The organism is Acinetobacter sp. YH16053, from assembly GCF_013417035.1.
Taxonomy (GTDB): Bacteria; Pseudomonadota; Gammaproteobacteria; order Pseudomonadales; family Moraxellaceae; genus Acinetobacter; species Acinetobacter towneri.
The window spans coordinates 30846-56766 of the sequence record NZ_VPEP01000006.1; the positions used below are offsets into that span (position 1 = coordinate 30846).

At 42.3% G+C, this 25921-nt stretch carries 25 protein-coding genes; 13 read left to right on the forward strand and 12 right to left on the reverse strand.

The window, feature by feature from the left end; genetic code table 11:
- Positions 1 to 43 precede the first annotated feature (43 nt).
- Positions 44 to 688: a ParA family protein gene (locus tag FTV43_RS07040; RefSeq protein ID WP_179995194.1), complete on the reverse strand. Its 645-nt coding sequence runs from the start codon at positions 686 to 688 to the stop codon at positions 44 to 46.
- A gap of 117 nt (positions 689 to 805) precedes the next feature.
- Here FTV43_RS07040 and FTV43_RS07045 point away from each other — a divergent pair, with 117 nt between their 5' ends.
- The gene (locus tag FTV43_RS07045) at positions 806 to 1279 is read left to right on the forward strand and encodes a Holliday junction resolvase-like protein (RefSeq protein ID WP_179995195.1); all 474 of its coding nucleotides are present in this window, start codon (positions 806 to 808) and stop codon (positions 1277 to 1279) included.
- Between the two features lie 133 nt (positions 1280 to 1412).
- On the opposite strand, the gene FTV43_RS07050 is transcribed toward FTV43_RS07045, so the two are convergent.
- Positions 1413 to 2039: a class I SAM-dependent methyltransferase gene (locus FTV43_RS07050; protein ID WP_168418499.1), complete on the reverse strand. Its 627-nt coding sequence runs from the start codon at positions 2037 to 2039 to the stop codon at positions 1413 to 1415.
- Positions 2040 to 2214: 175 nt separating this feature from the next.
- Here FTV43_RS07050 and FTV43_RS07055 point away from each other — a divergent pair, with 175 nt between their 5' ends.
- Together FTV43_RS07055 and FTV43_RS07060 are read left to right on the forward strand one after the other, a co-directional pair.
- Positions 2215 to 2781, forward strand: coding sequence for a hypothetical protein (locus tag FTV43_RS07055; RefSeq protein ID WP_179995234.1), 567 nt, complete (start codon positions 2215 to 2217; stop codon positions 2779 to 2781).
- Positions 2782 to 2790: 9 nt separating this feature from the next.
- Positions 2791 to 3201 carry a protease inhibitor I42 family protein gene (locus tag FTV43_RS07060; RefSeq protein ID WP_179995196.1) on the forward strand — a complete coding sequence of 137 codons (411 nt, stop codon included), beginning with the start codon at positions 2791 to 2793 and terminating at the stop codon, positions 3199 to 3201.
- A gap of 148 nt (positions 3202 to 3349) precedes the next feature.
- Here FTV43_RS07060 and FTV43_RS07065 read toward each other — a convergent pair whose 3' ends face one another.
- The gene (locus FTV43_RS07065) at positions 3350 to 3682 is read right to left on the reverse strand and encodes a HopJ type III effector protein (protein ID WP_168418502.1); all 333 of its coding nucleotides are present in this window, start codon (positions 3680 to 3682) and stop codon (positions 3350 to 3352) included.
- 186 nt (positions 3683 to 3868) lie between these two features.
- On the opposite strand from FTV43_RS07065, the gene crcB reads away from it, so the two are divergent.
- A complete protein-coding gene (crcB, locus tag FTV43_RS07070) occupies positions 3869 to 4246 on the forward strand; it encodes a fluoride efflux transporter CrcB (protein ID WP_179995197.1) in 378 nt (125 codons plus the stop codon).
- A 213-nt stretch (positions 4247 to 4459) separates the two neighbouring features.
- Here the strand turns inward: crcB and FTV43_RS07075 are convergent, their stop codons facing one another.
- On the reverse strand, positions 4460 to 4708 hold the full coding sequence (locus tag FTV43_RS07075) for a type B 50S ribosomal protein L31 (RefSeq protein ID WP_004974599.1): 249 nt from the start codon (positions 4706 to 4708) through the stop codon (positions 4460 to 4462).
- Between the two features lie 278 nt (positions 4709 to 4986).
- On the opposite strand from FTV43_RS07075, the gene FTV43_RS07080 reads away from it, so the two are divergent.
- Both FTV43_RS07080 and FTV43_RS07085 read left to right on the forward strand, forming a co-directional pair.
- Complete coding sequence (locus FTV43_RS07080; protein ID WP_131260606.1) at positions 4987 to 5268, forward strand: type II toxin-antitoxin system RelB/DinJ family antitoxin; 282 nt, start codon at positions 4987 to 4989, stop codon at positions 5266 to 5268.
- Positions 5268 to 5588, forward strand: coding sequence for a type II toxin-antitoxin system PemK/MazF family toxin (locus FTV43_RS07085; RefSeq protein ID WP_131260605.1), 321 nt, complete (start codon positions 5268 to 5270; stop codon positions 5586 to 5588). Before FTV43_RS07080 ends, FTV43_RS07085 begins: the two co-directional genes overlap by 1 nt.
- A gap of 158 nt (positions 5589 to 5746) precedes the next feature.
- Here FTV43_RS07085 and FTV43_RS07090 read toward each other — a convergent pair whose 3' ends face one another.
- The 3 genes from FTV43_RS07090 to FTV43_RS07100 all read right to left on the reverse strand — a co-directional run bounded on the left by FTV43_RS07090 (position 5747) and on the right by FTV43_RS07100 (position 9055).
- Positions 5747 to 7045: an AarF/ABC1/UbiB kinase family protein gene (locus FTV43_RS07090; protein WP_004974602.1), complete on the reverse strand. Its 1299-nt coding sequence runs from the start codon at positions 7043 to 7045 to the stop codon at positions 5747 to 5749.
- 145 nt (positions 7046 to 7190) lie between these two features.
- Positions 7191 to 8555 carry an MATE family efflux transporter gene (locus tag FTV43_RS07095; RefSeq protein ID WP_354267855.1) on the reverse strand — a complete coding sequence of 455 codons (1365 nt, stop codon included), beginning with the start codon at positions 8553 to 8555 and terminating at the stop codon, positions 7191 to 7193.
- Positions 8556 to 8593: 38 nt separating this feature from the next.
- Positions 8594 to 9055: a DMT family transporter gene (locus tag FTV43_RS07100; protein ID WP_179995198.1), complete on the reverse strand. Its 462-nt coding sequence runs from the start codon at positions 9053 to 9055 to the stop codon at positions 8594 to 8596.
- A 122-nt stretch (positions 9056 to 9177) separates the two neighbouring features.
- Here FTV43_RS07100 and hemW point away from each other — a divergent pair, with 122 nt between their 5' ends.
- Both hemW and FTV43_RS07110 read left to right on the forward strand, forming a co-directional pair.
- Positions 9178 to 10332, forward strand: a complete 1155-nt coding sequence (gene hemW / locus FTV43_RS07105) for a radical SAM family heme chaperone HemW (protein ID WP_179995199.1) — start codon at positions 9178 to 9180, stop codon at positions 10330 to 10332.
- A 61-nt stretch (positions 10333 to 10393) separates the two neighbouring features.
- Positions 10394 to 10903 (forward strand): DinB family protein, encoded by a 510-nt coding sequence (locus FTV43_RS07110; protein ID WP_179995200.1) that lies wholly within the window; start codon positions 10394 to 10396, stop codon positions 10901 to 10903.
- Between the two features lie 201 nt (positions 10904 to 11104).
- Here FTV43_RS07110 and FTV43_RS07115 read toward each other — a convergent pair whose 3' ends face one another.
- A complete protein-coding gene (locus FTV43_RS07115) occupies positions 11105 to 12928 on the reverse strand; it encodes an acyl-CoA dehydrogenase C-terminal domain-containing protein (protein ID WP_154320290.1) in 1824 nt (607 codons plus the stop codon).
- A 225-nt stretch (positions 12929 to 13153) separates the two neighbouring features.
- Here FTV43_RS07115 and FTV43_RS07120 point away from each other — a divergent pair, with 225 nt between their 5' ends.
- Complete coding sequence (locus tag FTV43_RS07120) at positions 13154 to 15544, forward strand: hypothetical protein (RefSeq protein ID WP_179995201.1); 2391 nt, start codon at positions 13154 to 13156, stop codon at positions 15542 to 15544.
- 104 nt (positions 15545 to 15648) lie between these two features.
- Here FTV43_RS07120 and aroE read toward each other — a convergent pair whose 3' ends face one another.
- From aroE to hemF, 3 genes are all read right to left on the reverse strand, one after another.
- Entirely contained in the window at positions 15649 to 16437 is a 789-nt protein-coding gene (gene aroE, locus FTV43_RS07125; RefSeq protein WP_104852603.1) for a shikimate dehydrogenase, read from the reverse strand.
- Between the two features lie 96 nt (positions 16438 to 16533).
- On the reverse strand, positions 16534 to 16740 hold the full coding sequence (locus tag FTV43_RS07130; protein WP_004974627.1) for a hypothetical protein: 207 nt from the start codon (positions 16738 to 16740) through the stop codon (positions 16534 to 16536).
- Positions 16741 to 17057: 317 nt separating this feature from the next.
- The gene (gene hemF / locus FTV43_RS07135) at positions 17058 to 18002 is read right to left on the reverse strand and encodes an oxygen-dependent coproporphyrinogen oxidase (protein WP_179995202.1); all 945 of its coding nucleotides are present in this window, start codon (positions 18000 to 18002) and stop codon (positions 17058 to 17060) included.
- Between the two features lie 231 nt (positions 18003 to 18233).
- Between hemF and hemN the strand changes: the two genes are divergently transcribed.
- Positions 18234 to 19607 carry an oxygen-independent coproporphyrinogen III oxidase gene (gene hemN, locus FTV43_RS07140; RefSeq protein ID WP_096901232.1) on the forward strand — a complete coding sequence of 458 codons (1374 nt, stop codon included), beginning with the start codon at positions 18234 to 18236 and terminating at the stop codon, positions 19605 to 19607.
- A gap of 44 nt (positions 19608 to 19651) precedes the next feature.
- Here the strand turns inward: hemN and ribA are convergent, their stop codons facing one another.
- The gene (gene ribA, locus FTV43_RS07145; protein ID WP_004974633.1) at positions 19652 to 20254 is read right to left on the reverse strand and encodes a GTP cyclohydrolase II; all 603 of its coding nucleotides are present in this window, start codon (positions 20252 to 20254) and stop codon (positions 19652 to 19654) included.
- 308 nt (positions 20255 to 20562) lie between these two features.
- Between ribA and dxs the strand changes: the two genes are divergently transcribed.
- The 3 genes from dxs (at position 20563) to FTV43_RS07160 (ending at position 25741) form a co-directional block, all read left to right on the forward strand.
- Positions 20563 to 22473, forward strand: a complete 1911-nt coding sequence (gene dxs, locus FTV43_RS07150; protein ID WP_179995203.1) for a 1-deoxy-D-xylulose-5-phosphate synthase — start codon at positions 20563 to 20565, stop codon at positions 22471 to 22473.
- 104 nt (positions 22474 to 22577) lie between these two features.
- Entirely contained in the window at positions 22578 to 23408 is an 831-nt protein-coding gene (locus tag FTV43_RS07155; protein ID WP_179995204.1) for an inositol monophosphatase family protein, read from the forward strand.
- Positions 23409 to 23890: 482 nt separating this feature from the next.
- Positions 23891 to 25741, forward strand: a complete 1851-nt coding sequence (locus FTV43_RS07160; RefSeq protein ID WP_104852597.1) for a DEAD/DEAH box helicase — start codon at positions 23891 to 23893, stop codon at positions 25739 to 25741.
- Positions 25742 to 25921: the final 180 nt, after the last annotated feature.

Here is a 25921-nt window from a genome sequence, read left to right on the forward strand (position 1 = left end):
TAAGTTCTGGTGAATAAGTTCTAAACTGTGGCGATTCTAGGCTTTAAAACCATTGAGCAGGGTCATCTACAATGGCATTCAGTACAGGCTGCCATTGATCTTGCATTTGCAGATAAGTTTTTTGGGTTTTATCAAAAATACTTAAACCTTGCATTGCCAATTGTCCGTAAGCGGCACGTTCTGAAATCCATGCCACAGGCTGTTGCTCGATTTTCTGGAAAAAATCCTGAATATCTTTAGAGCTGGCAGAGTTTGGTTTGACACGGTTGGCCAGCAATAAAATTTGTACCTTGCCTTTGCGAATACGCTTAATATCTTGTAAATGTTTTAAAAAGCGACGGGTGGAGTCAATATCAAAAAATGAAGGTTGTAGCGGCGTGATAATAGCATGCGCTTCACTGACCAATTGTTCAGCATGCTCGCCCGATAATGCCCCAGGTGCATCAATAATTAAGTATTCAATATTTTTAGGTGCATCACCAATCGACTTTTCGTGACGCCAGTCCAGACTTTGAATTGGGGCGGCTGTTTCTGGTCGTTGTTTTAACCACTGTAGCGCAGATTTTTGGTTGTCGGCATCAGCTAAGGCAACTTTATAGCCTTTTTGTGCAAGTGCAGATGCTAAACTAATAGCCGTAATGGTTTTACCACAGCCACCTTTTTGGTTGGCAATTAATATAGTTTTCATGACCCTCGAATCGATTTTACGCTGCTCACTCCTAGCATAGCATTGTTTTATGCTCGGAATATGACAGTTGACAAAAGTCGTAAAGAGAACTGAAAAAATTCAGGATTAGAAGGTTAAATGTCAATTTGGATGGCCATGCTGATTGGGGCATGTGTAGGCGTAGTGTTGACCACGCTGATTTTGAGTAATAGCCGTAACGGGCGGATTAAAGCTGAGTATGAGCAATATATTGCAGAAATTGAACTGGCTCATCAGCAGGCGTTATTGCAGGCGCAAAAGCGCAGTGTAAATACCAGCCGTGCGGTGTTAAAAGGCAAAATGGCAGAGCAACTGGCACCGATTATGCCAGAATTTCAGTATTTACCCAGTGATGCCAAATTTTTAGGTGATCCTGTCGATTATGTGGTGTTTGATGGTTATACCGATTATCGGGATGGCAACGGACGTGCCGAAGATATTGCCATTGTCTTAATTGATATTAAAAGTGGTGGTGCGCGTCTGACCAAAGGCCAGCAAGCCATTGCTCAGGCAATTCAGCAGGGTAAAATTCGTTTTGAAACTATCCGTATTGATTTTCAAGATGATGATTAAACATCATTCACGCTGCAACAACGTGACATGACGTCATCTTTGTGGGGGGCATGGTAATGTAAGAGGCATAATTGGCTTTAGCTATTGAAGCAAAGTCTTCGCATTTAGATTTTAAAGTGATGACTTCAATTTATCATTTAGGTTTATGCACCCGTGCCAATAACATACGCTGTGCAAGACTTGGAATGCCTGCAACATCGATATAGCGGACTTCGCCTAATTCAAAACCCGTTTCGAGTAGGGCGACTTCAATATCACGATTTAGATGGCAGCCATCTGCAACTTTCTTTTGAATAGGGGTGAGCAGGTGCTGTAAACGCTGAATATTTAGGCTTTGTCGGTTCAGCACATGCTCCACCACATGCAAAGTACCGCCGGGTTGTAGTACACGATAAATTTCCCGCAAACTTTGTGCCAAATCTGCAATGCTGCACAGCGTCCAAGTAGACACCACATGCTGTAGTTGTTCATCGGCAAAAGGGAGTTGTTCTGCACTTGCAGCAATGTGCTCAACTAAAAAGGGTGCTGCGTCAATTCGTTCCTGTGCCAGTTGAAAGACGGCTGCATTGGGCTCTAAGGCATAAACCGTATCGATATTTTGATAAAAAGCTAAATTGATCCCTGTACCAAAGCCTATTTCCAACACTTCACCTGACACGCCCAATAAAAGTTCACGGCGCAAATCCATGAGCGACGGGGTTTGCATGACTTGATTGAGCAGGTGCGGAAAAATATGTTTTTGATAAAGTCGGTACAGCATATTTTAATCTGATCATTCCTTTTTATTACCTTTGAGCTTAGCTGAAAAGTCTGTGCTTTTGCTATGTCAGTACATGCCAAAGACTGCATTTTGTTACTAATTTTAACTATTGTATTCATGATCTAGCGCTAAGATAAAAAGCTGAATACATGAATTTGATGGGCTGATGACCATGATGAAAAAGCATATTTCACTCAAACTGACCGCATTATTGTTGACTTTGGCTTTGCCATGTTCTGGCTATGCTTCGGTTGAGCGTAATATTGCCAAAGGCTTACCACCTGTCGTGAAAGGTCAGTCGATTGAAGTGTTGCAACCTTTTAAGGGTGATTTTCGAATTTTGGGTTCAAAAACCTATCAGGATGATGCCCAAGCCAAATTTTCTCCGATTGATTATGCGGTGAGTTGGGGTTTATTTGCTGAGCCTGAAATTGCCCGTCATATTACCGTCAATCAATATGACCGCTATTTAAACTGGAAAATAGACCGTTTACCTGTGCCTGCAGAACAAGCCATGCAAATGGTGTCTAATATGCATATCATTCCTGCCAACCCAAAAATTGCCAAAGACATTCAAAAAGTAAAACGTGGTGATTTGGTGCGTTTAAAAGGTGAGTTGGTTGAGGTGAAAGATCAGGACTTGGTTTGGACGTCATCGCTTACCCCTACCGATACGGGGGATGGTGCGTGCGAAGTATTTCGCGTCAGTTCAATTCAGTGGATTGAAAAGGTTAAAAGTTAGGACAGGGTGATGAATTGCTATTTGCGCATGGGTTTGAGTGGATGTGTTGTGGCATTGGGCTTAAGCGCATGCACAGGTATGAATTCAAGCATTGATGGACAAACGTTTAAATTTACGGCACAGCAGCAATGTCCCGCATTGTTAGAAATGGATGTTGGGCAAACATTAGAATTACAACTGAATGAAAACCTAAGCACAGGCTATCAATGGAGTTTGGTAGAGCCGCTGAAGTTATTTGATGTAGAAAGTATTTATCACACTGCTGAAGCTTCATTTTCTGCCCAAGTAGGGCAAGGCGGACAAAAAATATTTTATTTTCAGGCTATCAAGGCTGGTCAGGAATTGCTCCACGTGAAACATGCCCGAGCATGGGAAAAAACCGCAATACAAGAATGGCAATGTCGGGTGCGTATTTCTTGATGTGTTTGATTATGCTAAATAGCTCGAATCATTGTTAGATTCAACGGCAAAGAATCTATAATTCCTTAAAATAAAAAGCCTTGTGAGGCTGTTTATAATCAGTATCACACGGCTTTCCTATCTAAATTTAAAACTAAAATACTCAAAATTATTTGGCGCTGAGTGCTTGCCCTTCAAATCGGATGCCATCCCAACCATGTTGCATAAACTGGCGAATGTTTTGGTGGTCACTGCCTGTCAGGTTTGCACGTACCGAGGCATAGTGTTCTGCAAACAAACTGAGGGTTTGTGCCTGATCTAGACCTTTTAACTGAGCAAAAGAAAATACTTTAGCGCTGCCCTGATTTTCAGTGGCAGCATTGTTTTGTTGTCCATTTTTAAATGCGGTTGGGGTGTGGTTATAGTGTGCTTCAATGAATGCAATCACATCGGCAAATGTTGCACTGCCTGCCTCAAGTTGAGCCAATAATTCTTTTGCCATGACATCCTCCACATGTGCCTAAATTGAAATAATATGCAGACTAGCGCAATTTTTATGGCAAAGTCTATGTGTTTTTTGAGTGTACATTCGCATTTAAAATCATGATTCTTGTATAGTGTGATCAGGTTTTAATTGTGCGGTGATGGTTCATTCATCTCACTTTTTTTCATTAGGATTCAAAACACAATGAATTGGCTTTTGGTAGCAATGGGCGGTGCAATTGGCGCAAGTTTACGCTATGCCGCAAGCCTGTATTTATTTAAATCGGCACAGCATTTTCCATGGGCAACGTGGTCGGTCAATCTGTTTGGCTGCTTTTTGGCAGGTGTATTTTTTGGATTGAGTCAGAAATATCCTGTGTTGCAGCAGGAAGCCCGCTTATTACTGATGGTAGGTATTTTAGGTGGCTTTACCACTTTTTCCAGTTTTAGTTTGGAAACTTGGCAACTCTTAAGACATGGACAGCAAGGTATGGCGTTTAGTTATGCGCTTTCCAGTGTGGTTTTGGGAGTGATGTTGCTGGGATTGGGTTTTTATGTGATTCAACAGTTTTTAAAACATTAGATTAGGGTCTGTACCAAATCAATCGTTGAGTAGAAAAATCCATTAGATAAAAATTATAAATAAAAAGAAGCCCAAGCTGGAGGAGAGTGCTTGGGCTTTGAAGATAGAGGATATCCCATCGTTTCGATGAGCAATCTTGCTATGTTTAAAATATAAAACAGAAAACTTAACTGAATATGAAGTGATTGTGAGATTTTGCAATAAAACTCAAGCTTAGCGTTTGAAACGTGCAAAGCGTTTGTTGAAGCTCGCGACACGTCCTTCATTACTGGTTTGACGTTGTTCACCTGTGTAGAACGGATGCGATGCGCTTGAAATATCCAAAGTCACATAAGGATATACCTTGCCTTCATATTCTTTACTTTGGCTGCTTTGCAAGGTGCTGCCAATCACAAAATAGGCATTGGCGTTGGTGTCGTGGAATAAAACTTCACGATATTCTGGGTGGATATTCGGACGCATGAGATTTCTCCAAACTAAGTGTGTAATTTGTGAAATGTTATAACATAACAATTAATTTGGCAAATAAAACCCACATGCATTCTTTCTAGTGAGTTTTACATCAAAAATTATCCAATCCCTTTTTAAACCTGTTGTATAAGGGCTGTCATTGAGGGAATAGTGTCTGAACAGATTAAATAATTTTTTCTATTGGAAGTGAAAAGGCATCGTAAGAACAAGTTTGACCCATGCCATTTTAAGGCATAAAATGGCATTCAGTGGTATGTATGGAGTAGATGATGACAACATTGGTAAAAAAACGGGTTCAATACACGGTTGATCAGGCAATTATGGAATCGGCAGAATACATTATGACAAAAGTTGGTCTGACGCCTGCCACTGTAATGAGCATGGTTTACGCTGAAATTGCACGAACTGGAAAAATACCTGTCACGACTCAAGTGAGTGACGAGGATTTGAATACAGCAAGATTAATCGCGATGAGCCATAATGTTCCTAGTGTAAAAGTGTCTAACGCTGCGGATACTGCTGCTTTTTTAGAAGATGATGGCGGCTACTAATGACCCAACAACTCTATTGGGCTTATGTTGGCTTTACAGATATTGCCGAGGGTAAGACCAGACCTGTGTTGTATATTCGCCAAACGGACACCGACTATGTTGTATTTCGTTTAAGTAGTCAGTACGAAAATAAGTCTGCTTTTATTAAAAGCAAATATGTGGAAATTAAAAACTGGCAACAGGCTGGTTTAAAAAAGCCATCGTGGATTGATACAGTACAAACATATCAGCTGCCTATCCAAAAAACACAACTCACTTATATTGGACAACTGTCTGCCGATGATCTGGAATGCTTAATCAAACACCTTGAAATTCAATAATTTGAATTTCATCGTTTCAACTTGAATGAATCGGTTTAGATAACAAAAAATCCTCCTACATTTGGGAGGATTTTTTGTCTGGATTATAATTTTAGTTACGGAGCATAAAACAGATTGGGCTTTATTTTCAGCATCCTTTGCTGAGTCCAAAGTTGAGTCTAAGCTCGCGGTGGAACCAACTCCTCAAAAATATCATTTAAATTATCATGTACTTTTAAATGAATTAAATTCCAATAATGCCCTGAAACAGTTCGATTCACCATTAAGGTATCGGGAGAAGGCTTAAACACATCCCAATATTTCAATGAACTTTTGACCAACTCAACGCCATCATGATGGGCAGAATTTTCAGCAAAATCATAATGTGTGGTTAGCGGACGCATCAGCACTTCTAACCATTGCAAATATAAATCTTCAGGGAATTTACCCAATGCAGAAATTGCCTGCAGTGCATCTAGATGCTGTTCAATTTCGGCAATATCTTGCGCACGCGCAGCATGAATCAGTTGTCGAAAATGATGCACTACATCATTCGATAGAGTTTTGACGCCGCCGTAATCATAAATCACCACAGAACCATCTTGGCGGAACGCAAAGTTGCCCGGATGCGGGTCGCAATGAAAGCGTTTTAAATAAAAGATTTCTTGACCCATGGCACGCAATAAACGTCGTCCCAAAGTGTTGCGGGTACGCTGTGACCATGTGCTTGCCGTTTCTATATTTTCACCTTGTTCCAAACTTAAGGTGAGAATATGCCGCGAAGAATAGTCTTTAAACACTTGTGGGATAATAATTTTATCATCCAAAGCTGCGTGAAAGGTACGCGCTACTTCTAGGTTTTGTGCCTCAATCTGGTAGTTCAGCTCATTGTCTAAACTTTCCTGAATTTCCTGAAATAGACGGTCTTGTAATTTACGGTCTATTTTTAACACACCCATTAAGCGCAGGGCTAAACGGACTTGCTTCAGGTCGCTTTCGCAGGCTTCATCGACCCCAGGATATTGCACTTTGACCACCACTTGCTCGCCATTGGGTAAAATGGCTTTATGCACTTGCCCAATAGATGCGGCTGCAAACGGAGTTTCATCAAAGTGTTTAAAAATTTTGTCGAGCGGTTTACCGAGTTCTTTTTCAACTTGTGCCTTAATTTCAGCAAAAGGCATGGCAGGTGCTTGGCGCTGTAATTTACTGATGGCTTTGGCAACTTCAGGCGGAAAAATATCTTTATATTGCGAGGCAATTTGCCCGACTTTCATCACCGCACCTTTCATTTCGCCTAAGGTATCAGCAATTTGGATACCAATATCCTGAAACAATTGGCTGCGTGCCGCATTTTTTTGTTCTTCATCTGCGGTGAGGTTTTTAATCGAGTTCGATACCGTTTTGGTTGCAATACTTGCTGTCATGCTCGCAAGTTTCATAAAGCGACGACCAGGTGTACGCGCCGTTTTTGCCATGCGATGTTCCTCAAGATCATCTTTACTATCTTTTGATCATAAGTGTTCGTGAGCAAAATGCCTACTTTTAATTGTTAAAGTATTTTTTGATCACAAGACCCACGTGCCAAAACGTATTTTGGCATGTAGGTGAGTAGGCTGAGGTTTATGCTGTAAATTGGCGTTCCAGTCGTTGATTGTTGAAATATAAACGGGTCAGAAGTAACACACAGGCAATGCTTAAACCGACAATCAGCCCGACCCAAACCCCTGCAGCGCCCATACTGCTGTAACGAGTTAAATACACGCCAATGGGGAACGCCACAACCCAATAAGCGAGCATGGTAATCCACATTGGACCTTGGGTGTCTTGCATGCCACGCAAACAACCCGCTGCGCTAATTTGCCATGCATCCATGAGTTGATAGGCAATCGCAAATAATAATAAAGACATCGTCACTTGCGCCACTTGCGGGTCGCGGGTGTAAATTGAAATGATTTCAGGACGGAAAAACCACATCAGTGCCATTGTAGAAAAGGCAAATACAGTTGCGGTTGCAAAACCCAAGCCTTGTACTTTACGCATGGCGTGAATATTTTGTTCACCATAATATGTGCCAATACGAATGGTCAGGGCAATTGCCAAAGACATGGGAATCATAAATAACTGAGATGTGACTGACATGGCAATTTGATGGGCTGCCAGTTTGGTTTCTCCCAAAGGACTGATTACAATGGCGGCAGTACTAAAAATACTCACTTCAAAGAAAATGGCTAAACCAATGGGCAGTCCTAACAGCAAAATACGTTTAATCCAGACCGCATCAATCGCTTCCCATTGGCTAAATACCTGCGTGCTTTGATAGGCGCGACTTTTAAAAATATAAAATGCCAAAGTTATAAACATTAACCATTGCAAAATGGCGGTGGCAAAACCGCAACCCGCACTGCCCAGTTCAGGCAGAGGCCCCCAGCCATACATAAACATAAAGTTCAGCGGAACCAATAAAACCAATGCCAACAGACTAATTACAGTCACAGGGCGTGGATAGCCCAGTGCTTCTGAATAACCGCGCAAGGCAGCATACATGGTCACGGCAGGCATCCCAAAACCAATGGCATGTAAAAATAAGCCTGCTTTGGGCTGTAAATTTTCAGGCACACCAAATAATGGCAATAGTGCAGGCATGAGCTGTAAAATCAGCCCTGCAATCACACCTAAAATAAACGCAATCCATAAAGACTGACGGGCGATGGTTGCAATTTTTTCTGGGGTACGCGCGCCTTTAGCCTCGGCGACTAAGGGTGTGGTAGCAATCATAATGCCACTGAACAGCAGCATAATGGGCATCCACAAACCGACCCCAACAGCAATAGCAGCTAAGTCGGTGGCAGACATGTGACCTGCCATAATGGTATCAATCAGACCTAAACCTGCTTGCGCAAATTGTGTGACCAAAATTGGAATCATCAGTTGAAAAAGCTGTTTTAATTCAAAACGGGTCGTGGTCACAGAATGTATATTTGACACAAAAAATCTCAATGCATGAGGTGCTTAGCGTTTGGGTATTAGCGTTGTAAAGTGAGAAGCACACCAATAAAAATCACCACGCTACCTAAAAGACGTTGCCAATTGATACTGACTTTTTCAGTGCCCAAGAACCCAAAATGATCAATCAGCATTGATGTGACCATTTGTCCAAAAATAATCACCCCAGATAAAGTGAGTAAACTTAGTTTTGGAACACTATAAATACTCATGCTGATGGCATAAACCCCTAGACATCCGCCAATCCATAAATACCATGGGATGTTGAGCAAGGTGCTGAGGTTGGGTTTTTCGACTTGCTGAAAAAATACCAGTATGGCTAAAACTATTGTACCAACCAAAAAAGAGAAAAGGGCAGCTTGTAGCGGAGAATATAAATATTCACGCAATTGGCTGTTGATTGCAGTTTGAAAGGCCATTGCAATCCCGATGCCCATCGCCAGTGGCAAAATTAACAGTAATTGGCTGGATATCTTCATCATTTTCACATTTTTTCTTATTCAATAAACCCTAGTCTAAAGCAAATTCTAGGGAATACATCGGTGTCCTGCTGTAGTCATGTTAAAATCTGTATCACTGTTTTGATTTTGCATAGAGCCTGTCTTTGAACCCACTTCAACCCATTGATATTCCTTTATCTTTATATGTTCACATGCCGTGGTGCGTGCGTAAGTGTCCGTATTGTGATTTTAATTCACATGCTGTGCCTGACGGTAAGTTGAGTTTAGATTTAGAGCAGGAATATCTACAGGCTTTGCTGGAAGATTTTAAAACCCAGACTCAGTTTGCGCAGGGGCGGAAAATTCACAGTGTTTTTATTGGCGGTGGCACACCTTCGCTAATTTCAGCACAGGGGTATCAATGGTTATTTACACAGCTGAAAGCCGTGCTAGCTTTTGAAGATGACTGCGAAATTACGTTGGAAGCCAATCCGGGAACAGTGGAGCATGATCCCTTTGCAGATTATTTGGCTGCAGGCATTAACCGTTTGTCGATTGGTGTGCAAAGTTTTAATACTGAGCATTTAAAAAAATTAGGGCGTATTCATTCTAATGATGATGCGATTGCCGCAATTGGCTTGGCGCGTGAAGCGGGCTTTCAGCGAATTAATGTCGATTTAATGCATGGCTTGCCTGAACAGACTTTGCAGCAAGCACTGCAGGATTTAAAACTGGCAGTGGAACATGGCGCAACGCATATTTCATGGTATCAATTGACCATTGAGCCTAATACCGTATTTTTCCGCACTCAGCCGATTTTACCTGTAGATGATGTCTTGGAAGAAATTCAAGCGCAGGGTGAAGCCTATTTAACTGCGCAAGGTTTTGTGAATTATGAAGTGTCTGCATGGCGTAAAGAGTTGCCGTCTGCACATAATTTAAATTATTGGCAGTTTGGCGATTATTTGGCGATAGGTGCGGGGGCGCATGGCAAAGTGACTTTGCATGATGGTGTGTATCGCTTCCAAAAAACCCGTTTGCCTAAAGATTACTTAGCCAAAGTACCTGCGGAAAACTTGCAGTTTAAAGCAATTGCAGCCGATGAGTTGCCATTTGAATTTATGATGAATGCACTGCGCCTGAATGATGGGGTTGAGGCAAACTTGTATACTGCCCGCACAGGTTTAAACTTGGATGATTTGCAGGATATTTTAAATACATTGCGTCAGCGGCAATTGTTGCAGGATGATCCGAAGCGATTGGCATGTACTGCGCAAGGGCATGTGTTTTTAAATTCGGTGTTGGAAGCGTTTTTGTAGGAGAATATAAAATTTCAATATTTTTCAGATTGTTGTAAGAACTCAGATAGGACAAATTTGAATGGACTTAAAAACCTTTGAGTTACTTGCGAACTATAATTTATGGGCGACTCAAAAACTAAAACATGCTTTGGTATCTGTTTCAGATGGTGATTTTTTCTCAGATCAGGGCTTATATTTTAAAAGTATTTTTGGCACGCTCAATCACTTGCTAGTCGGTGAACATTATTTATGGTTTCCACGTTTTGCTTTGCAGCATTCTGCTATTTTGCCATTAGATCATATCGTTGAAACCAATAGAACACAGCTCATTGAACAGCTTGAAAAGAAAGCTGAAAACTGGATTCACTTTTTAAAACAAGTAGATACTAATTTTTTTGATCAAGACTTGCATTATAAAACATCAACTGGTGTTGCCATGAGTTTGCCTTATGCAGAAACCTTAATGCACGTGTTTAATCATGCAACACATCATCGTGGACAAATTACCGCAGTTTTAACCGCAATGGGCTATGCATGCCCCGAACTTGATTTAATTTATATGTTGCTTGAAGAAAACGCTAAGAAGTGATTTGAATGAAGCGATTAGAAATTTTATGTCTAGTGATTTTTTTTTATTTTTATACCTAATCCAGTGGATGTTTCATGGCTTTCCAACAGGTCATTAAAAGTAAATTTGAATTCATTGATAAAAACTAGCGTCTTAACTTTGAATCTAGGCATAAAAAAGAGCGCATATTGCGCTCTTTTATTTACTTCTACTCAGAAAATTTTAGTAATCAAAACTAAAATGTTCTGGGGCTAAAGCGGTCATGGTTTTAGATGGATTCACCATTGCTTCTGCATGACCTTGGGTGCGCGGCAATAAACGCTCAAAGTAGAAATCGGCAACTTTGATTTTGGCTTTATAGAATTCAGGTGTTTCCTGACCATTACCTTCTGCCAATTTGGTTGAAGCGACAGCCGCTTGTTGCGCCCAGAAATAAGCCATCATCACATAACCAGAGAACATCAAGAAATCAACCGAAGCACTGGATACGATGTCACGGTCTTTACGTGCTGCCAACATAATACGCACGGTTAATGCATTCCATTGTGCACATAGCTTAGTCAAGTCCCATGCAAAACGACGCATGTATTTGTTACGTGCATGCTGACCACAGAATTTCAAAATTTCAGCGGTGTAGTCACGAATCACTTTACCTTTAGAGCTTAACAACACTTTACGACCAATCAAGTCGAGCGCCTGAACGCCAGTTGTACCTTCATACAGGGTAGAAATACGTGAATCACGTACAATTTGCTCCATGCCCCATTCTTTAATATAGCCATGACCGCCGTACACTTGCATGCCGTGGTTGGCAGCTTCATAACCCATTTCAGTTAAGAAGCCTTTTAAGATAGGGGTGTAGAAACCTAAATGGTCATCATGCGCTTCAAAAGCTGCAGTATCACCACGCATTAAAGCGTCGTTCATTTTATCTGCCAATTGTGCAGCATGATAAATCATGGCACGACCACCTTCTGCTACGGCTTTTTGCGTTAAGAGCATACGACGTACATCGGCATGGTGAATGATTGCATCAGCTACTTTTTCAGGGTCTTTTTTACCTGAAAGGGCACGCATCGACATACGTTCTTTAGCATACGGCAATGCACCTTGGAATGCCAATTCTGCATGGCAAATCCCTTGGATTGCTGTACCAATACGCGCAGTATTCATAAAGGTAAACATGGCATGTAAGCCTTTGTGTGGTTCACCAATCAAATAACCCACGGCATTGTCAAAGTTTAGGACTGCAGTTGCAGACGCGCGAATCCCCATTTTGTGTTCAATAGAGCCACAAGTGACAGGATTACGCTCACCCACCGTACCTTCTGCTGTTGGCAAGAATTTCGGTACGATAAATAATGAAATACCTTTTGTGCCTGCAGGCGCATCTGGGAGGCGTGCTAACACAATATGAATGATGTTTTCAGTCAGGTCATGTTCGCCTGCAGAAATAAAGATTTTGGTACCTGAAATCGCATACGTACCATCGGCTTGTGGTTCTGCTTTGGTTTTTACCTGACCTAAGTCGGTACCACATTGTGGTTCAGTCAAACACATGGTGCCTGACCAAGTACCTGCAACCAAGTGCGGTAAATAGGTATCTTTTTGCGCGTCTGTACCAAATTGCATAATGGTGTTGATACAACCCACGCTTAAACCTGGATACATTTGGAATGACCAGTTTGCTGTACCCATCATTTCAGATTTGATGAGGTTTAGCGACATTGGCAGGTTTTGACCGCCGTATTGTTCAGGGTAAGACAGACCTTGCCAGCCACCTTGCACAAATTGGTCATAGGCTTCTTTAAAGCCTTTCGGTGTGGTCACATTGCCATTTTCAAAATGACAGCCTTCTTCATCGCCTGATTGATTGAGTGGAGAAAGTACATTTTCACAGAAATCTGCTGCACCTTCCAAAATCATATCGACTGTATCTGCGTCCGCAAGTTCACCGTTAGAAAGATTTTTGTAATGGGTCGGGTAATCAAGCACTTCGTTCATTAAGAAACGAATATCATGTAATGGGGCTTTATATGCTGGCATAGTCTTAATCCTAATTTAGAAATAGTTTTGGATTATCTGTATCGATATGTTGATTATTCACACTCATGATCAAAAAACATTGATAAGAATAGCGAATAAAAATGTCAGAAATGCGAATACTGAAAATTATTCACCTTACAAAAACGAATGAAGTGTTATGTTACAATGTATCATAATCTGTACGTTTGAACAGACCAATCTATAATGAATATAAGGTGTTTAGCAATGAAGATACAATTAAAATATTTATCTTTATGTCTTTTTAGTTTAGCTGCTACAGGTTGTTCGCAGCATGTCATTAAGACCAATTCCAATCAGACGGTAAGTATAGAACAAAAGGCAATTACGGGGTTAAATGCCATCTTTGAAACACCTAGTTATGATTTTCAGGGCAAATTACGGGTACAGAGCAATTTAGTTGAAGCAACACCAAAAGTAACGGATATTGCTCCTACCACACTTGATCCTGTACTTAAAAAGCAATTAGATCAGTATTTAAAACAGCAAAAAGTCCGTTTAAGTACACAAGAAAAACAAAACTTATATACGGCAATGGCTAAGGAACAAAACTCTGCTTCCTATGCTGCAGGGGCAATCGAAAAATCGAGTCCTTTTAATTTTCTGTTGAATGTATTGAATGATACTGAGTTTAGCTACGATGGCTCGGTGCATTATCGGCAAAAAATTGCTGCTTTGAATGTGGCAGCACGCTATGAAAAACCGACACTTTTGGTGCAAATGAAAGTACCGATGGTGGTCGATTTTAATGAATATAAGTTCTATACCAACTATTTTTCTTTGTTGCCTTATTTGGTGAATAAAGACAGTCAAAATGACTTTGCCTATATCGACTTTTCTAAATACAAAGCCGATTTTGAGCGGATTAAAGTGGCACAATTTGCCGAATACTTAAAAGCCATGAATGCGGTGCCGTATGTATTGGCAGATTCTAAACATATTCAAAAGTTATCTTTAACTGCACAAGACCGTCAGCAAAAAATTAGTGAAAAAATTCGTTTGAACAGTAGTTTGGAAGATATGTTGCTGCAGCTTGCCATGTTTGATCAGGTCAATGCACCGTATTTGCAACAGACTGTATTGGGGCAGGCGACCACAACCGAAGATGCTGCTGAACAAGCTGAAATTACGCAAGATACATCGGCCAAAGAAAGTGTTGAAGACTACTTGAAACACAATGAAACTGCTGAAGATTATGGCATGAGCCAAGAGGCTTTTGTGGCGTATCAAGCCACCCTTGCTTTACGTGATTTGGTCAGTCAGAAATTTTATGCAACTGAAACGACAGTGAGTAATGTGGCAGATTATTCAGCAGATGCCAGTGAAGATGCCATGATCGCAGCTGAACAAGCCGTTGAAGCGGCTGCTGAGCAGGCAGAAGATTCAGCAAGCACCGCAAGTATGCTAAGCGAACAAGACTGTCAGCGTTTGATCGAAACAGCAAAAACAGCCAAAGTTGGAGATTTAACCTACTGTGCTTATGCCTATGAATTAGAAGCATTTAGTCCAAATCGTGCTGAGCAGGCACAATCGGTATTGGATGAGCACTTTGCTTCACCGCAAGAAAAGCTAGCTAAAGTTTTTGAACCATATCGTTCGGAACAATTGGTCGATGCCGCTGCTTTCGCAGCTTTGTGGCAAAAACATCAGGCTGAAATTCAACAGATTATGAATGCTACACCTAAAGATAAAAAAACACCGATGCAAATTGATGTGGCTTTAGATGATCAGGGGCGTGCTGCAAAAATTGATTATGCACTGCAATTTAAACGCGAAAATTACGGCACAATTCATGTGTATAACGATGTCAGCATTGCGAATTATGGGCAAGCCAGCAAAATTGACCGTAGTGCGCTGCGTCAAGCCAAATCCATTCAAGAAGTCAGTAAAGACTCAATTTTAGAAAAATGGGTGACAAATTTAGGGCGTACCTTGGAGCAGGAAACTGCAGAAAATAAAGATAAGACCACTGCAAAACCCGCCTTAAGTTATGATGAAGAATTGGCGCAGTTGGCGCAAAAAACCTATCAACAAACAGAATCTTTTAGTCAGACTTATCAGACTTTATTTTTAGTGCACATGGCAGCAGAGCAAAGTGCGTGGGTAAAAAATCTTAGTCCACAAACCTTGCAGGAAATGGCAGAAGTGTATGCCTATTGGTTTAGTGATGAGCGCTACTATGACCCGAAAGGTACGGCGCTAAAACGGATTGAAGCCTTACAAGCCAAGCATCATTTAGAAGAAGATGAGCAATTTAATAATGCAATTGGTCGTCGTATCAATAATTTGACTGAAGATGCAGTCGATGAAAATAAAGTCGCACTTGAATGGCGTAAGCTGAAACAGCAATACAAGCAACCACAACAGATATTTGCTCAGCAATATTTAAAAGCCTATGAAGCAGCTTATGATTGGGATGTGCCAGACTTGGAAAATTTAAAGAAAACGGCAGATATTTTAGGGCAGACGTATGTTGATCGTCAGCAGGGCAAATTGAGCCAAAATTCAATTCGTACTTTAACTGAAGATCAGGCTGAACAGATTGATTATGAGTTATATATGGATGTGTATGAAGATATGCAGAAATTTGTAAAATAAACCGTGGGTGAAAAATGGGCAATCAGCGTTCAACAAGATTGCCCAGTTTAAATAAAAAAATAGCCCTTTGCTGCTCAAGGGCTATTTTTTTATTTGGTGATGATTTAGAGGAAATCTTTTAATTCAGGTTTCACGCCATTCCAAATATAAAAAGATTCAATCGCCTGTCCGACCAGCATGCCAAAACCTTCCGATGTCGGTACGCCACGCGCTTTGGCTTGTTCTAAAAAGCTCGAAGGTTTGCCATAAGCCATTTCATAAGCAAAATTAAACTGCAAACACTCAGGCAAGGTGAGGGCATCTCCCGTTAAGCTGGCAGACGTCGCATTAATGGCTAAATCAAATTGACCTGTTAAATCGGTAAGTGCCATGGCTTGTAATTCTGCTTGCGGTACGGCAGCTTGTAGGTCAGCAACCAGTTGTTCAGCACGGGCAAGGGTGCGGTTGGCAATCACAATTTTTTTTGCGCCTGCTTGTACCAACGGATAAATTACCCCGCGGGTTGCACCACCAGCGCCAATAATCAAAATATCACTGTGCTCTAAATTCCAGCCCAAAGCACGAATGGCATCAACCAAACCCTGACCATCGGTATTGTCGCCATGCAAAACACCATCTTGCATCCACAAGGTATTGACTGCTTTGGCAATTTTGGCACGTTCGGTTAATACGCCACATTGGGCAAATGCTTGCTCTTTAAAAGGCACGGTTACATTCATGCCTACACCGCCCTGATTAAAAAAGTCTGCAACACTGTCTCTAAAACCATCAAGAGGGGCAAGGCGTTTGCTGTATTGCAGGTCAATGCCTGTTTTTTCTGCAAAGGCATGATGCAGTTCAGGAGAACGTGATTGTTCAATTGGGTTGCCAATCACGGCAAATTGTTTGCGCATTTGCCAAAATCCATGTGCTGAAATGTGCATCAATATACGTCAAATTCAGCGCGGACTAAAGCCTATGGCGGTATAAAACGGTGGGAGTCTTTGGACTTAAGGATTACAAATCTCTAAAACGGTTTCTAATACCAAAATAGTGGCAATCACGAACATGGCAATGCCCGCTAAAATGCTGCTACTAATGGCTAAGCCATCTGAAAGATGACTTTCAAAAATAAAGGTCATGCAAATTGAGCCAAGTAACATGGCAAAGGTTGCCCAAAATAAAAAGATTTTGTGTTTGAACAGCGGGCTAAACATTCGGATCTCCTGACAGATGTGGCGCAGTGTGACATAAGGCTTTGACAGTTTGATGAATTCGCCTTTGACTCATGGTTTGATGTATGGATAGTTAAATCCTATTTGTGCATGGTCGAATAGGGTGCGCGGTCACATCATCTATTAAAATCCATCCGCACTATCATGACAGTTAATTCATGCTGTGCATATTTATTGATTTGAAAATAAGCAATAAAGTTTCTAAGTAAAAAAGCGATTCGTGGAAGAATCGCTTTTTTGAACCTTGAATGTGATCTTTTTTACACTGCGATGTAGCAAGGTTTCACCAGTCGCGAGCTTTAACTCGTCTTGAGATTTAACCAATCGCGTGGTTTTAAATAATAGTCAGTGAGTTTTTTCTCTGCGGAATCTTCTGCCCATTCAGGACGGTACGACCATCCCGCCAAGTTCGGTAAGCTGACTAAAATGGACTCAATCCGTCCACCTGTCTGCAAGCCAAATAAAGTGCCACGGTCATAGACCAGATTGTATTCCACATAACGTCCACGACGGTAAAGCTGGAACTCACGTTGTGCTTCGGTATAGGCTTTGTCACGATTACGCTCAAAAATAGGCAGAATTGCAGCCAAATAACCGTTACCCACCGCCTGAATATAGTTGAAACAGGTGTCAAAGTCCCATTGATTCAGATCATCAAAAAATAAACCACCCACGCCACGCTGTTCATCACGGTGCTTTAAATAAAAATAGTCATCACACCATTGTTTATGTTCTGCATAGACTTGATCGCCAAAAGGCGCACATAAGTCATGTGCTGTTTGGTGCCATGCCAACACATCTTCATCATTTGGATAAAATGGTGTCAGGTCAAAACCACCACCAAACCACCAAATTGGCGGTTGTCCTTCAGGTTCAGCGACAAATAAACGCACATTGGCGTGCGAGGTGGGTACATGCGGGTTTTTCGGGTGAATTACCAATGATACACCCATCGCCTGCGCAGGTGCGCCTGCAATATTTGGATGACGTTCAGTTGCAGAAGCAGGCAGTTTGGAAATATTGATGTGCGAAAACATCACTCCGCCTTTTTCAATGACCGTACCGTTTTGTAAGACGCGGGAACGACCACCGCCACCTTCATGACGTTGCCAGTCATCAATTTCAAACTGTGCGCTTCCACCACCTGCCTGTTCTTGTTGTTCTAAAGCCGCACAAATTCGCGCCTGCAAATCGAGAAGAAATTCACGTACACGTTGAATATCCGCGTGAGTAGGATGCGACATGGCCACCTCAGCATAAAAATAAAATGGCTTACATCAAAACATAAAACTGTCTAAAAATTAAGGGGTTTATCCAGTTTGCTGCAAATCGCTCATGCAATTGCGCAAGGTGCTTTGTATTTCAGCATGTATTCCGAGCAAAAGACTAGGTTGATTTCCATGCACAAGCTCAGCACAATAGTTTTTACAATCTAAATTTTAGTCAGCAGCAATTAACTGAATGGGGCAGAGTGGATGACACAGCAGGCAAATTCTTTAATTCAAAAATACAATGTGCCTGGACCACGTTATACCAGTTATCCAACCGTACCTTATTGGGATGATGCTACTTTTTCAGCCGAGGCATGGCAGCAGACGCTGAAGCGTTCTTTTGATGAATCTAATGCCAGCGAAGGCATTAGTCTGTATATTCATTTGCCATTTTGCGAAAGTCTATGCACTTTTTGTGGCTGTCATAAACGTGTCACCAAACGCCATGAAGTTGAACAGCCATACATTCAGGCGTTATTAAAAGAGTGGGACTTATATTGCCAATTGCTCGAAAGCACTCCCATCATTAAAGAAATTCACTTGGGCGGGGGCACACCAACTTTCTTTTCTGTCGAACATTTGACGCAGCTCATTCAAGGCATTCTGGCAAAAGCCAAAGTGGCAGAACAGCACGAATTTAGTTTTGAAGGTCATCCCAATAACACCACCCGCGAACATTTACAGGCCTTATATGACTTGGGTTTTCGTCGGGTCAGTTATGGCGTGCAGGATTATAATGAAAAAGTGCAGCGCGCCATTCATCGGATGCAGCCTTTTGAACATGTGCAACGTGTGACCGAGTGGGCGCGTGAAATTGGCTATGATTCTATTTCACATGATCTGGTTTTTGGTTTGCCCTTTCAAAATCTAGACGATGTACTGAATACCATTGAGCAGACCCAGCGTTTAATGCCAGACCGTTTGGCATTTTACAGTTATGCGCATGTGCCATGGATTAAAGGCAATGGGCAGCGTGGCTTTAAAGATGAAGATGTGCCTAAAGATGAATTAAAACGTCAATGCTATGAAGAAGGCAAACAGCGTCTTTTGGCCTATGGTTATCATGAAATTGGGATGGATCACTTTGCCTTAGAACGTGATGGCATGTATCAGTCGTTTAAAAATGGTACCTTGCATCGTAATTTTATGGGCTATACCGCATCTAAAACGCAGCTTATGATTGGCTTGGGCGTTTCATCTATTAGCGACAGTTGGTATAGCTTTGCGCAAAATGAAAAAAGCATTGAAGATTATTATGCACGTTTAGCCTGCAATGAAATTCCTGTGTTTAAAGGGCATGTGCTGGATCGGGAAGATTTGGTGATACGTCAGCATATTTTAAATTTGATGTGCAGCTTTGAAACGTCGTGGGCCAGTCCAGAATTGGCATTTCCTGAAATTGAGCAAGTGCTGCAACAGTTACAGGAAATGCAGGAAGATGAATTACTGCTCATTCAAGATCAGCACATTCAGATTTTGGAAAAAGGTAAACCTTTTGTGCGCAATATTTGTATGGCCTTTGATTTGCGTTTAAAACGCCGTATGCCGAATAATCGTATTTTTTCGATGACGATTTAAGTAAGTTGAGTAGAAATTATTTAATTCAAAAATTAAAAGGTGACTCAGAAGTCACCTTTATCATACATGTGCGCCATGCGTTCGTGTTTGGTTTGCAAATATTCTTCATTGAATGGATTTAGACCCACAGTTAAAGGCACACGGTCTACCACCGTAATCCCTTGTTCCTGTAATGCTTGAATTTTCAAAGGGTTGTTGGTGATTAAGCGCACAGCTTTAACCTGCAAATGATCTAGCATAATGCTGCACATATCATAGCGACGTGCATCGGCAGGTAAATTCAGCATTAGATTGGCATCCACCGTGTCATGTCCTTGATCTTGCAGGGCATAAGCACGAATTTTATTGGTCAAGCCAATCCCGCGACCTTCTTGGCGTAAATATAAAATCACACCTTGTCCTGCGTCATTAATCAGACGTTGAGTGGCTTGAAGCTGTGGGCCACAGTCGCATTTTAAAGACGCGAAAGCATCGCCAGTTAAACATTCTGAGTGAATCCGTACCAGAACGGGCTGGGTTGGCGCAGTGTCCAAACCTTTGGATAATGCCACGTGTTCTTCGCCAGTTTCAGGATCTTGAAATACCGTAATGTTGAATTCACCAAATGCGGTCGGTAATCGTGAGGTTGCGACAAACTTAATCGGCACTGTTTAACTCGTGAAATAGTCGATAAATTGTTTAAAGTATAGCGTAATGCTCAGACATTAGTAGAATAGCGAACACGAATTTATACAGAAGATTTTCTTTTTTGTATAAAGCGCACGATAATGGTTGATAAATAGTTAGATTATTCAGGATAATCTACCCACCCAACGTGTGCCCAACTGAAATCACTGCTCAAAACTACATCGCTAGAAATGTGGCTGATTGAAGGTAATACCATTCGGTTATATGATCGAGTAATTCCCATTGACCTCGCTTAGGATTTGCCAGGCTTTAGAAGGCTTTGCCACATATGCTGTATACAGAAATTCCAACTCAACGCCCTGTAACACCATTGCTCGATGCGATTGACCATCCGCAGCAATTACGTTTACTCGCGCAAAGCCAGCTTCCTCAGGTGGCAGATGAGTTACGTCAATTCATTTTGTATGCCGCAGGTCAAAGTGGAGGACACTTTGGCGCAAACTTAGGCGTGATCGAACTGACCGTTGCGCTGCATTATTGCTTTAATACCCCACACGATCGCTTAATTTGGGATGTCGGTCATCAGGCTTATCCGCATAAAGCCCTAACAGGACGCCGCGAGCAACTCACCACCATTCGCGCCAAAGATGGTTTGGCTGCATTCCCTGCGCGTGAAGAATCTATTTTTGATACCTTTGGCGTTGGTCACTCCTCAACAGCAATTTCTGCAGGATTGGGGATGGCGTTGGCACGACGTTATCAACAAAACCCGTGTGAAGTTGTTGCCATTATTGGCGATGGTGCCATGACGGCAGGTATGGCTTTTGAAGCCATGAATGATGCCGTGGCTCACCAAGCCGATATGATGGTGGTGCTGAATGACAACGATATGTCAATTTCATGCAGCACAGGCGGCTTTGCTAAACATCTTGCTGCTATTTGGGAACGTGGTGAATCGGTTTATGTCAGTGAAACTGGCGAAGCTTACGTGCAGCCACATCCGAAATGGACGTATAACTCGCGTTTACACTGTGCTGCCACTGAAGCTGCAGACAATTTATTTAAAGCGATTGGGTTTGATTATTTCGGCCCTTTCGATGGACATGATGTTGAACAACTCACACACGTGTTTAATGCGCTGAAAAAACGTAAAGGCCCACGTTTAATTCACGTTTACACTAAAAAAGGCAAAGGCTTTGCGCCTGCAGAAGCTGATCAAATTAAATATCATGCCATTGGTAAAATTCATGCCAAAGCTGCACCAGTTAGCGCACCTAAATATTCTGATGTATTTGGGCAGTGGTTATGTGATCAGGCAGAACAAGATTCACGATTATTGGCAATTACGCCAGCCATGTGCGAAGGTTCGGGCATGGTGCAATTTGCCAAACAATTCCCAGAACGCTATTTTGATGTCGCGATTGCCGAACAGCATGCGGTGACTTTGGCTGCGGGCATGGCCTGCGAAGGTTTAAAGCCTGTGGTGGCGATTTACTCTACCTTCTTGCAGCGCGGTTATGACCAACTGATTCATGATGTCGCTTTGCAAAACTTAGATGTCACTTTTGGCATCGATCGTGCAGGTTTGGTGGGTGAAGATGGTCCAACCCATGCAGGTGCTTACGACTACGCCTATATGCGTACCGTACCGAATATCGTGATTATGGCGCCAAAAGACGAAAATGAATGTCGTCAAATGCTGCACACCGCTTATTTATATAACGGTCCTGCAGCAGTGCGTTATCCACGCGGGCATGGTTTGGGTGTCGAAATTCAGCAGCAAATGACAGCAATTCCATTAGGACAAGCTGAAATTGCGGCGCAGTTCAATCCACAATATGATGACTATATTTCAGTGCTGGCTTTTGGTAGCCGTGTGCAAGCGGCAGTTGAGGCGGCAGAAGCATTTGCTCAGCAGCATGATGTCGCAGTACGTGTGGTGAATATGCGTTTTGTGAAGCCATTGGATGAAAAACTGTTAGCTGAGATTGCAGACAGCACTGCATTATTCGTCACTGTAGAAGAGCATGCGATTATGGGTGGTGCAGGCAGTGCCGTGAGTGAATACTTGGCGAAGGCCCAGATTGTCAAACCGATTATTCATTTAGGTTTAGAAGATAGCTTTATGCAACAAGCGACACATGGTCAAATGCTGCAACAGGCAGGTTTAGATGCACAAGGCATTGAAAAATCAATGCAAAATGCTTGGCAAAAACTGCATCAATCTATATTGAATTAATTTTTAGCAACACTTCTTCCCCAAAAGCCTCAATATTTGCTAAAATATTGGGGCTTTCATGCATTATTCTTTATCAAACTCTTCAAATTTGTAGTGGGTGTTCAATGGAACCTATGGTGGTGATGGCTGCGCGTGCGGCTCAAACAGTTGGTCAAGAGCTTTTAAAAGCGCATCAGAATCGTCATAAACTCGATCTACAAGTCGAAGAAAAAGGCATTGATGGTCCTGTAACGCGCGTAGATCGTTACCTCGAGCAATTGACCATTGATACATTACGCAAAAGTTATAAAAATCACAGCTTCCTGGGCGAAGAATTTGGCATGCAGGAAGGCAAAGGTCACGATGCCGACTGGTGTTGGGTGATTGATCCTTTAGATGGCACGTTAAACTTTGTTCACGGTTTCCCTCATTTCTGTATTTCGATTGCAGTGCAACACAAAGGTGTGACACAGCACGGTGTTATTTACGATCCTGTAAAAGATGAGTTGTTCTCTGCGAGCCGTGGCCGTGGTGCGATGATGAATCAACGTCGTATTCGTGTAAATGTAAAAGACAGTTTAGACAACACCTTCTTGGCAGTGGGTCATGCTTATCGTGCTAAGCGCGATGGCGAAATTGTTTCTTATGCCAAAAACCATTTTGAAAGTTTATTGAATGTGACAGAAGCAGGCGCTCAATACCGCCGTGCAGGTTCTGCTGCATTAGACTTGGCTTATGTGGCTGCAGGTCGTTTAGATGGTTATTTTGAACTTGGCTTAAAACCGTGGGATATTGCTGCGGGTGAGTTAATTGTGAAAGAAGCGGGCGGTACTGTGGTCGATGCACGTGGTGGCAGCGACTCTATGGAAAATGGGCAAGTTTTGGCATGTTCAATGAAAATGTTAAAACCACTTATGAAAGCCGTTGTACCTGCTTGGGGTGACGCAGCTAAATAATTAGATCACACGATCTACGCCGTCGTAAAAATGAGTAAAGCTCTCTATCTTGAGGGCTTTTCTTTTATCGACTGGTCTAAAATAGCTAATTTAAGATCATTTTGATTGTGGGTATACTCGCTAAAAAGCAGGATATATCAAGGTTTACACAAAAAAATGCAAAAGTAGATTAAATAAGGTGACTTTTAAAATAATCCTGCTATAATCCGCCCACGCACTTAATTTCTGTTCATTACCTGAACATTTCTCTTCTAATCATTGTGTATGCGCGTGCGGTCCAAAGAGAGGACGATATCTCGCGCCCCAATCGCTAAAGCGATTCCTTCAGGTTAAGCCGTAATCATGCGTGCGTTATATCACATCGTCGTTACTCGGATCGCCGCTGAATCTTACATTGTCAGCGATAATTGCTGTACCGCTTTTTGCCGATGTCCATCTGACTTTATTTTAATGGAGCACCCATTTTCAGGGTGAAAATCTCTATGAGCAAAACTTTTGCTGATTTTTCTTTACACGAATCTTTACAACAAGCTTTAGAAGGCTTGAACTTTACTACGCCGACTCCTGTTCAAGAACAATCGATTCCAGCGGCACTTGAAGGTAAAGACTTATTGGTGTCTAGCCAAACAGGTTCTGGTAAAACTGCTGCGTTCTTACTCCCAACTTTAAACGCGCTTGCTAACCAAGATACTTTCGTTCCTTTTAAAGAACGCATGAAAGCCATTACTCAGCCATCTATTTTGGTACTTTGCCCAACACGTGAGTTGGCGCAACAAGTCAGCCAAGATGCGATTGCATTTGTACGTCACATGAAAGGTGTACGTATTGCAGCAATTATGGGTGGTATGCCTTTTGGTAAGCAAATCCAACAATTAAAAGGTGCACAAGTGGTTGTAGCGACTCCAGGTCGTTTACTTGACTTGGTGAACCGTCGTCAAATTAAGCTCGATAAAGTTGATGCTTTAATTGTAGACGAAGCTGACCGTATGCTTGACCTAGGTTTCTCTGAAGACCTAGAAGCCATTAGCGACTTGGCTGCTAACCGTAAACAAACACTAATGTTCTCTGCTACTTTTGCAAGCCGTATTATCACGCTTGCAGAACGTATGATGAATGAACCTGTGCGTATTGCAATTGAAACAGGTCACTCAACCAACATGGACATCACCCAGACTTTACACTGGACAGATGGCTTTGAGCACAAGAAAAAATTATTGTCACACTGGTTGTCTGATGAAGGTGTAGACCAAGCGGTTGTATTCGCATCGACTCAAGAAGATACCGACATGTTGGCTGAAGAATTGGCTGAAGCAGGTCACTCGGTGGTTGCTCTACACGGTGCAATGCCACAGACCGTACGTAACCGTCGTTTACGTAGCATTCGTGAAGGTCGTGCAAAAATTTTGGTTGCAACTGACGTTGCAGCACGTGGTTTAGACGTACCAACGATTTCTCACGTGATCAACTTTGGTTTACCAATGAAAAATGAAGACTATGTACACCGTATTGGTCGTACAGGTCGTGCGGGTCGTACCGGTAATGCCATTACTTTGGCAACTTACCGTGAGCGTGGCAAAATCCGTGCTTTGGAAGATTTCTTGGATGCACGTTTAAGCGTTTCTGAAATTGAAGGCTTAGAGCCATCTCCACCACCAGCACGTTCTGGTCGTGACGGTGGTCGTGGTCGTCGTGATGGCGGTCGCGGTGGTCGTGGCGGTTTTGGTGGCGGTCGTCGTTTTGAAGGCGAAAGCAACTTTAAACGTCGTGAAGGTGGTGATGATCGTCCACGTCGTAGCTTCGATGACAAACCACGTGGTGAACGTCCTGCATTTGGTGAAGATCGCCCACGTCGCGAGTTCAACTCAGATCGTCCACGCCGTGAAGGTGGTTTTGGTGACCGTCCACAACGTTCATTTGAAGACCGTCCACGCCGTGAATTTAATTCAGACCGTCCACGCCGTGAAGGTGGTTTCGGTGACCGTCCACAACGTTCATTTGAAGATCGTCCGCGTCGTGAATTTAATTCAGACCGTCCACGTCGCGAAGGTGGTTTCAACGATAAACCACGCTTTGATGCGACTGATGACAACCGTGGCAACCGCGTAGACTATAAACCACGTCGCGAAGGTGGTTTCGGTGACCGTCCAAAACGTGATTTTGGTGATCGTCCTGCACGTCGTGAAGGTGGTTTTGGTGACCGTCAACCACGTTCTTTTGATGATCGTCCTAAGCGTTCATTTGGTGGTGAAGATCGTCCACGTCGTGAGTTCAATTCAGATCGTCCACGCCGTGAAGGTGGTTTTGATCGCCCACGTCGTAAATTTAACGACTAAGCGCTATCTGAAGCGTCAGCTTAAAGAAAACCGGTGTTGAGCACCGGTTTTTTTATGTTAAAAAATGATTTTCCGTCTGAATGAAATGTATACTGTGTCATGTTTTTATTGTGTTGTGCGAATTATGAACATCGATGGCTTGCGAATGCTGATGCAGACGAGAGAGGGAATGATGCCGTA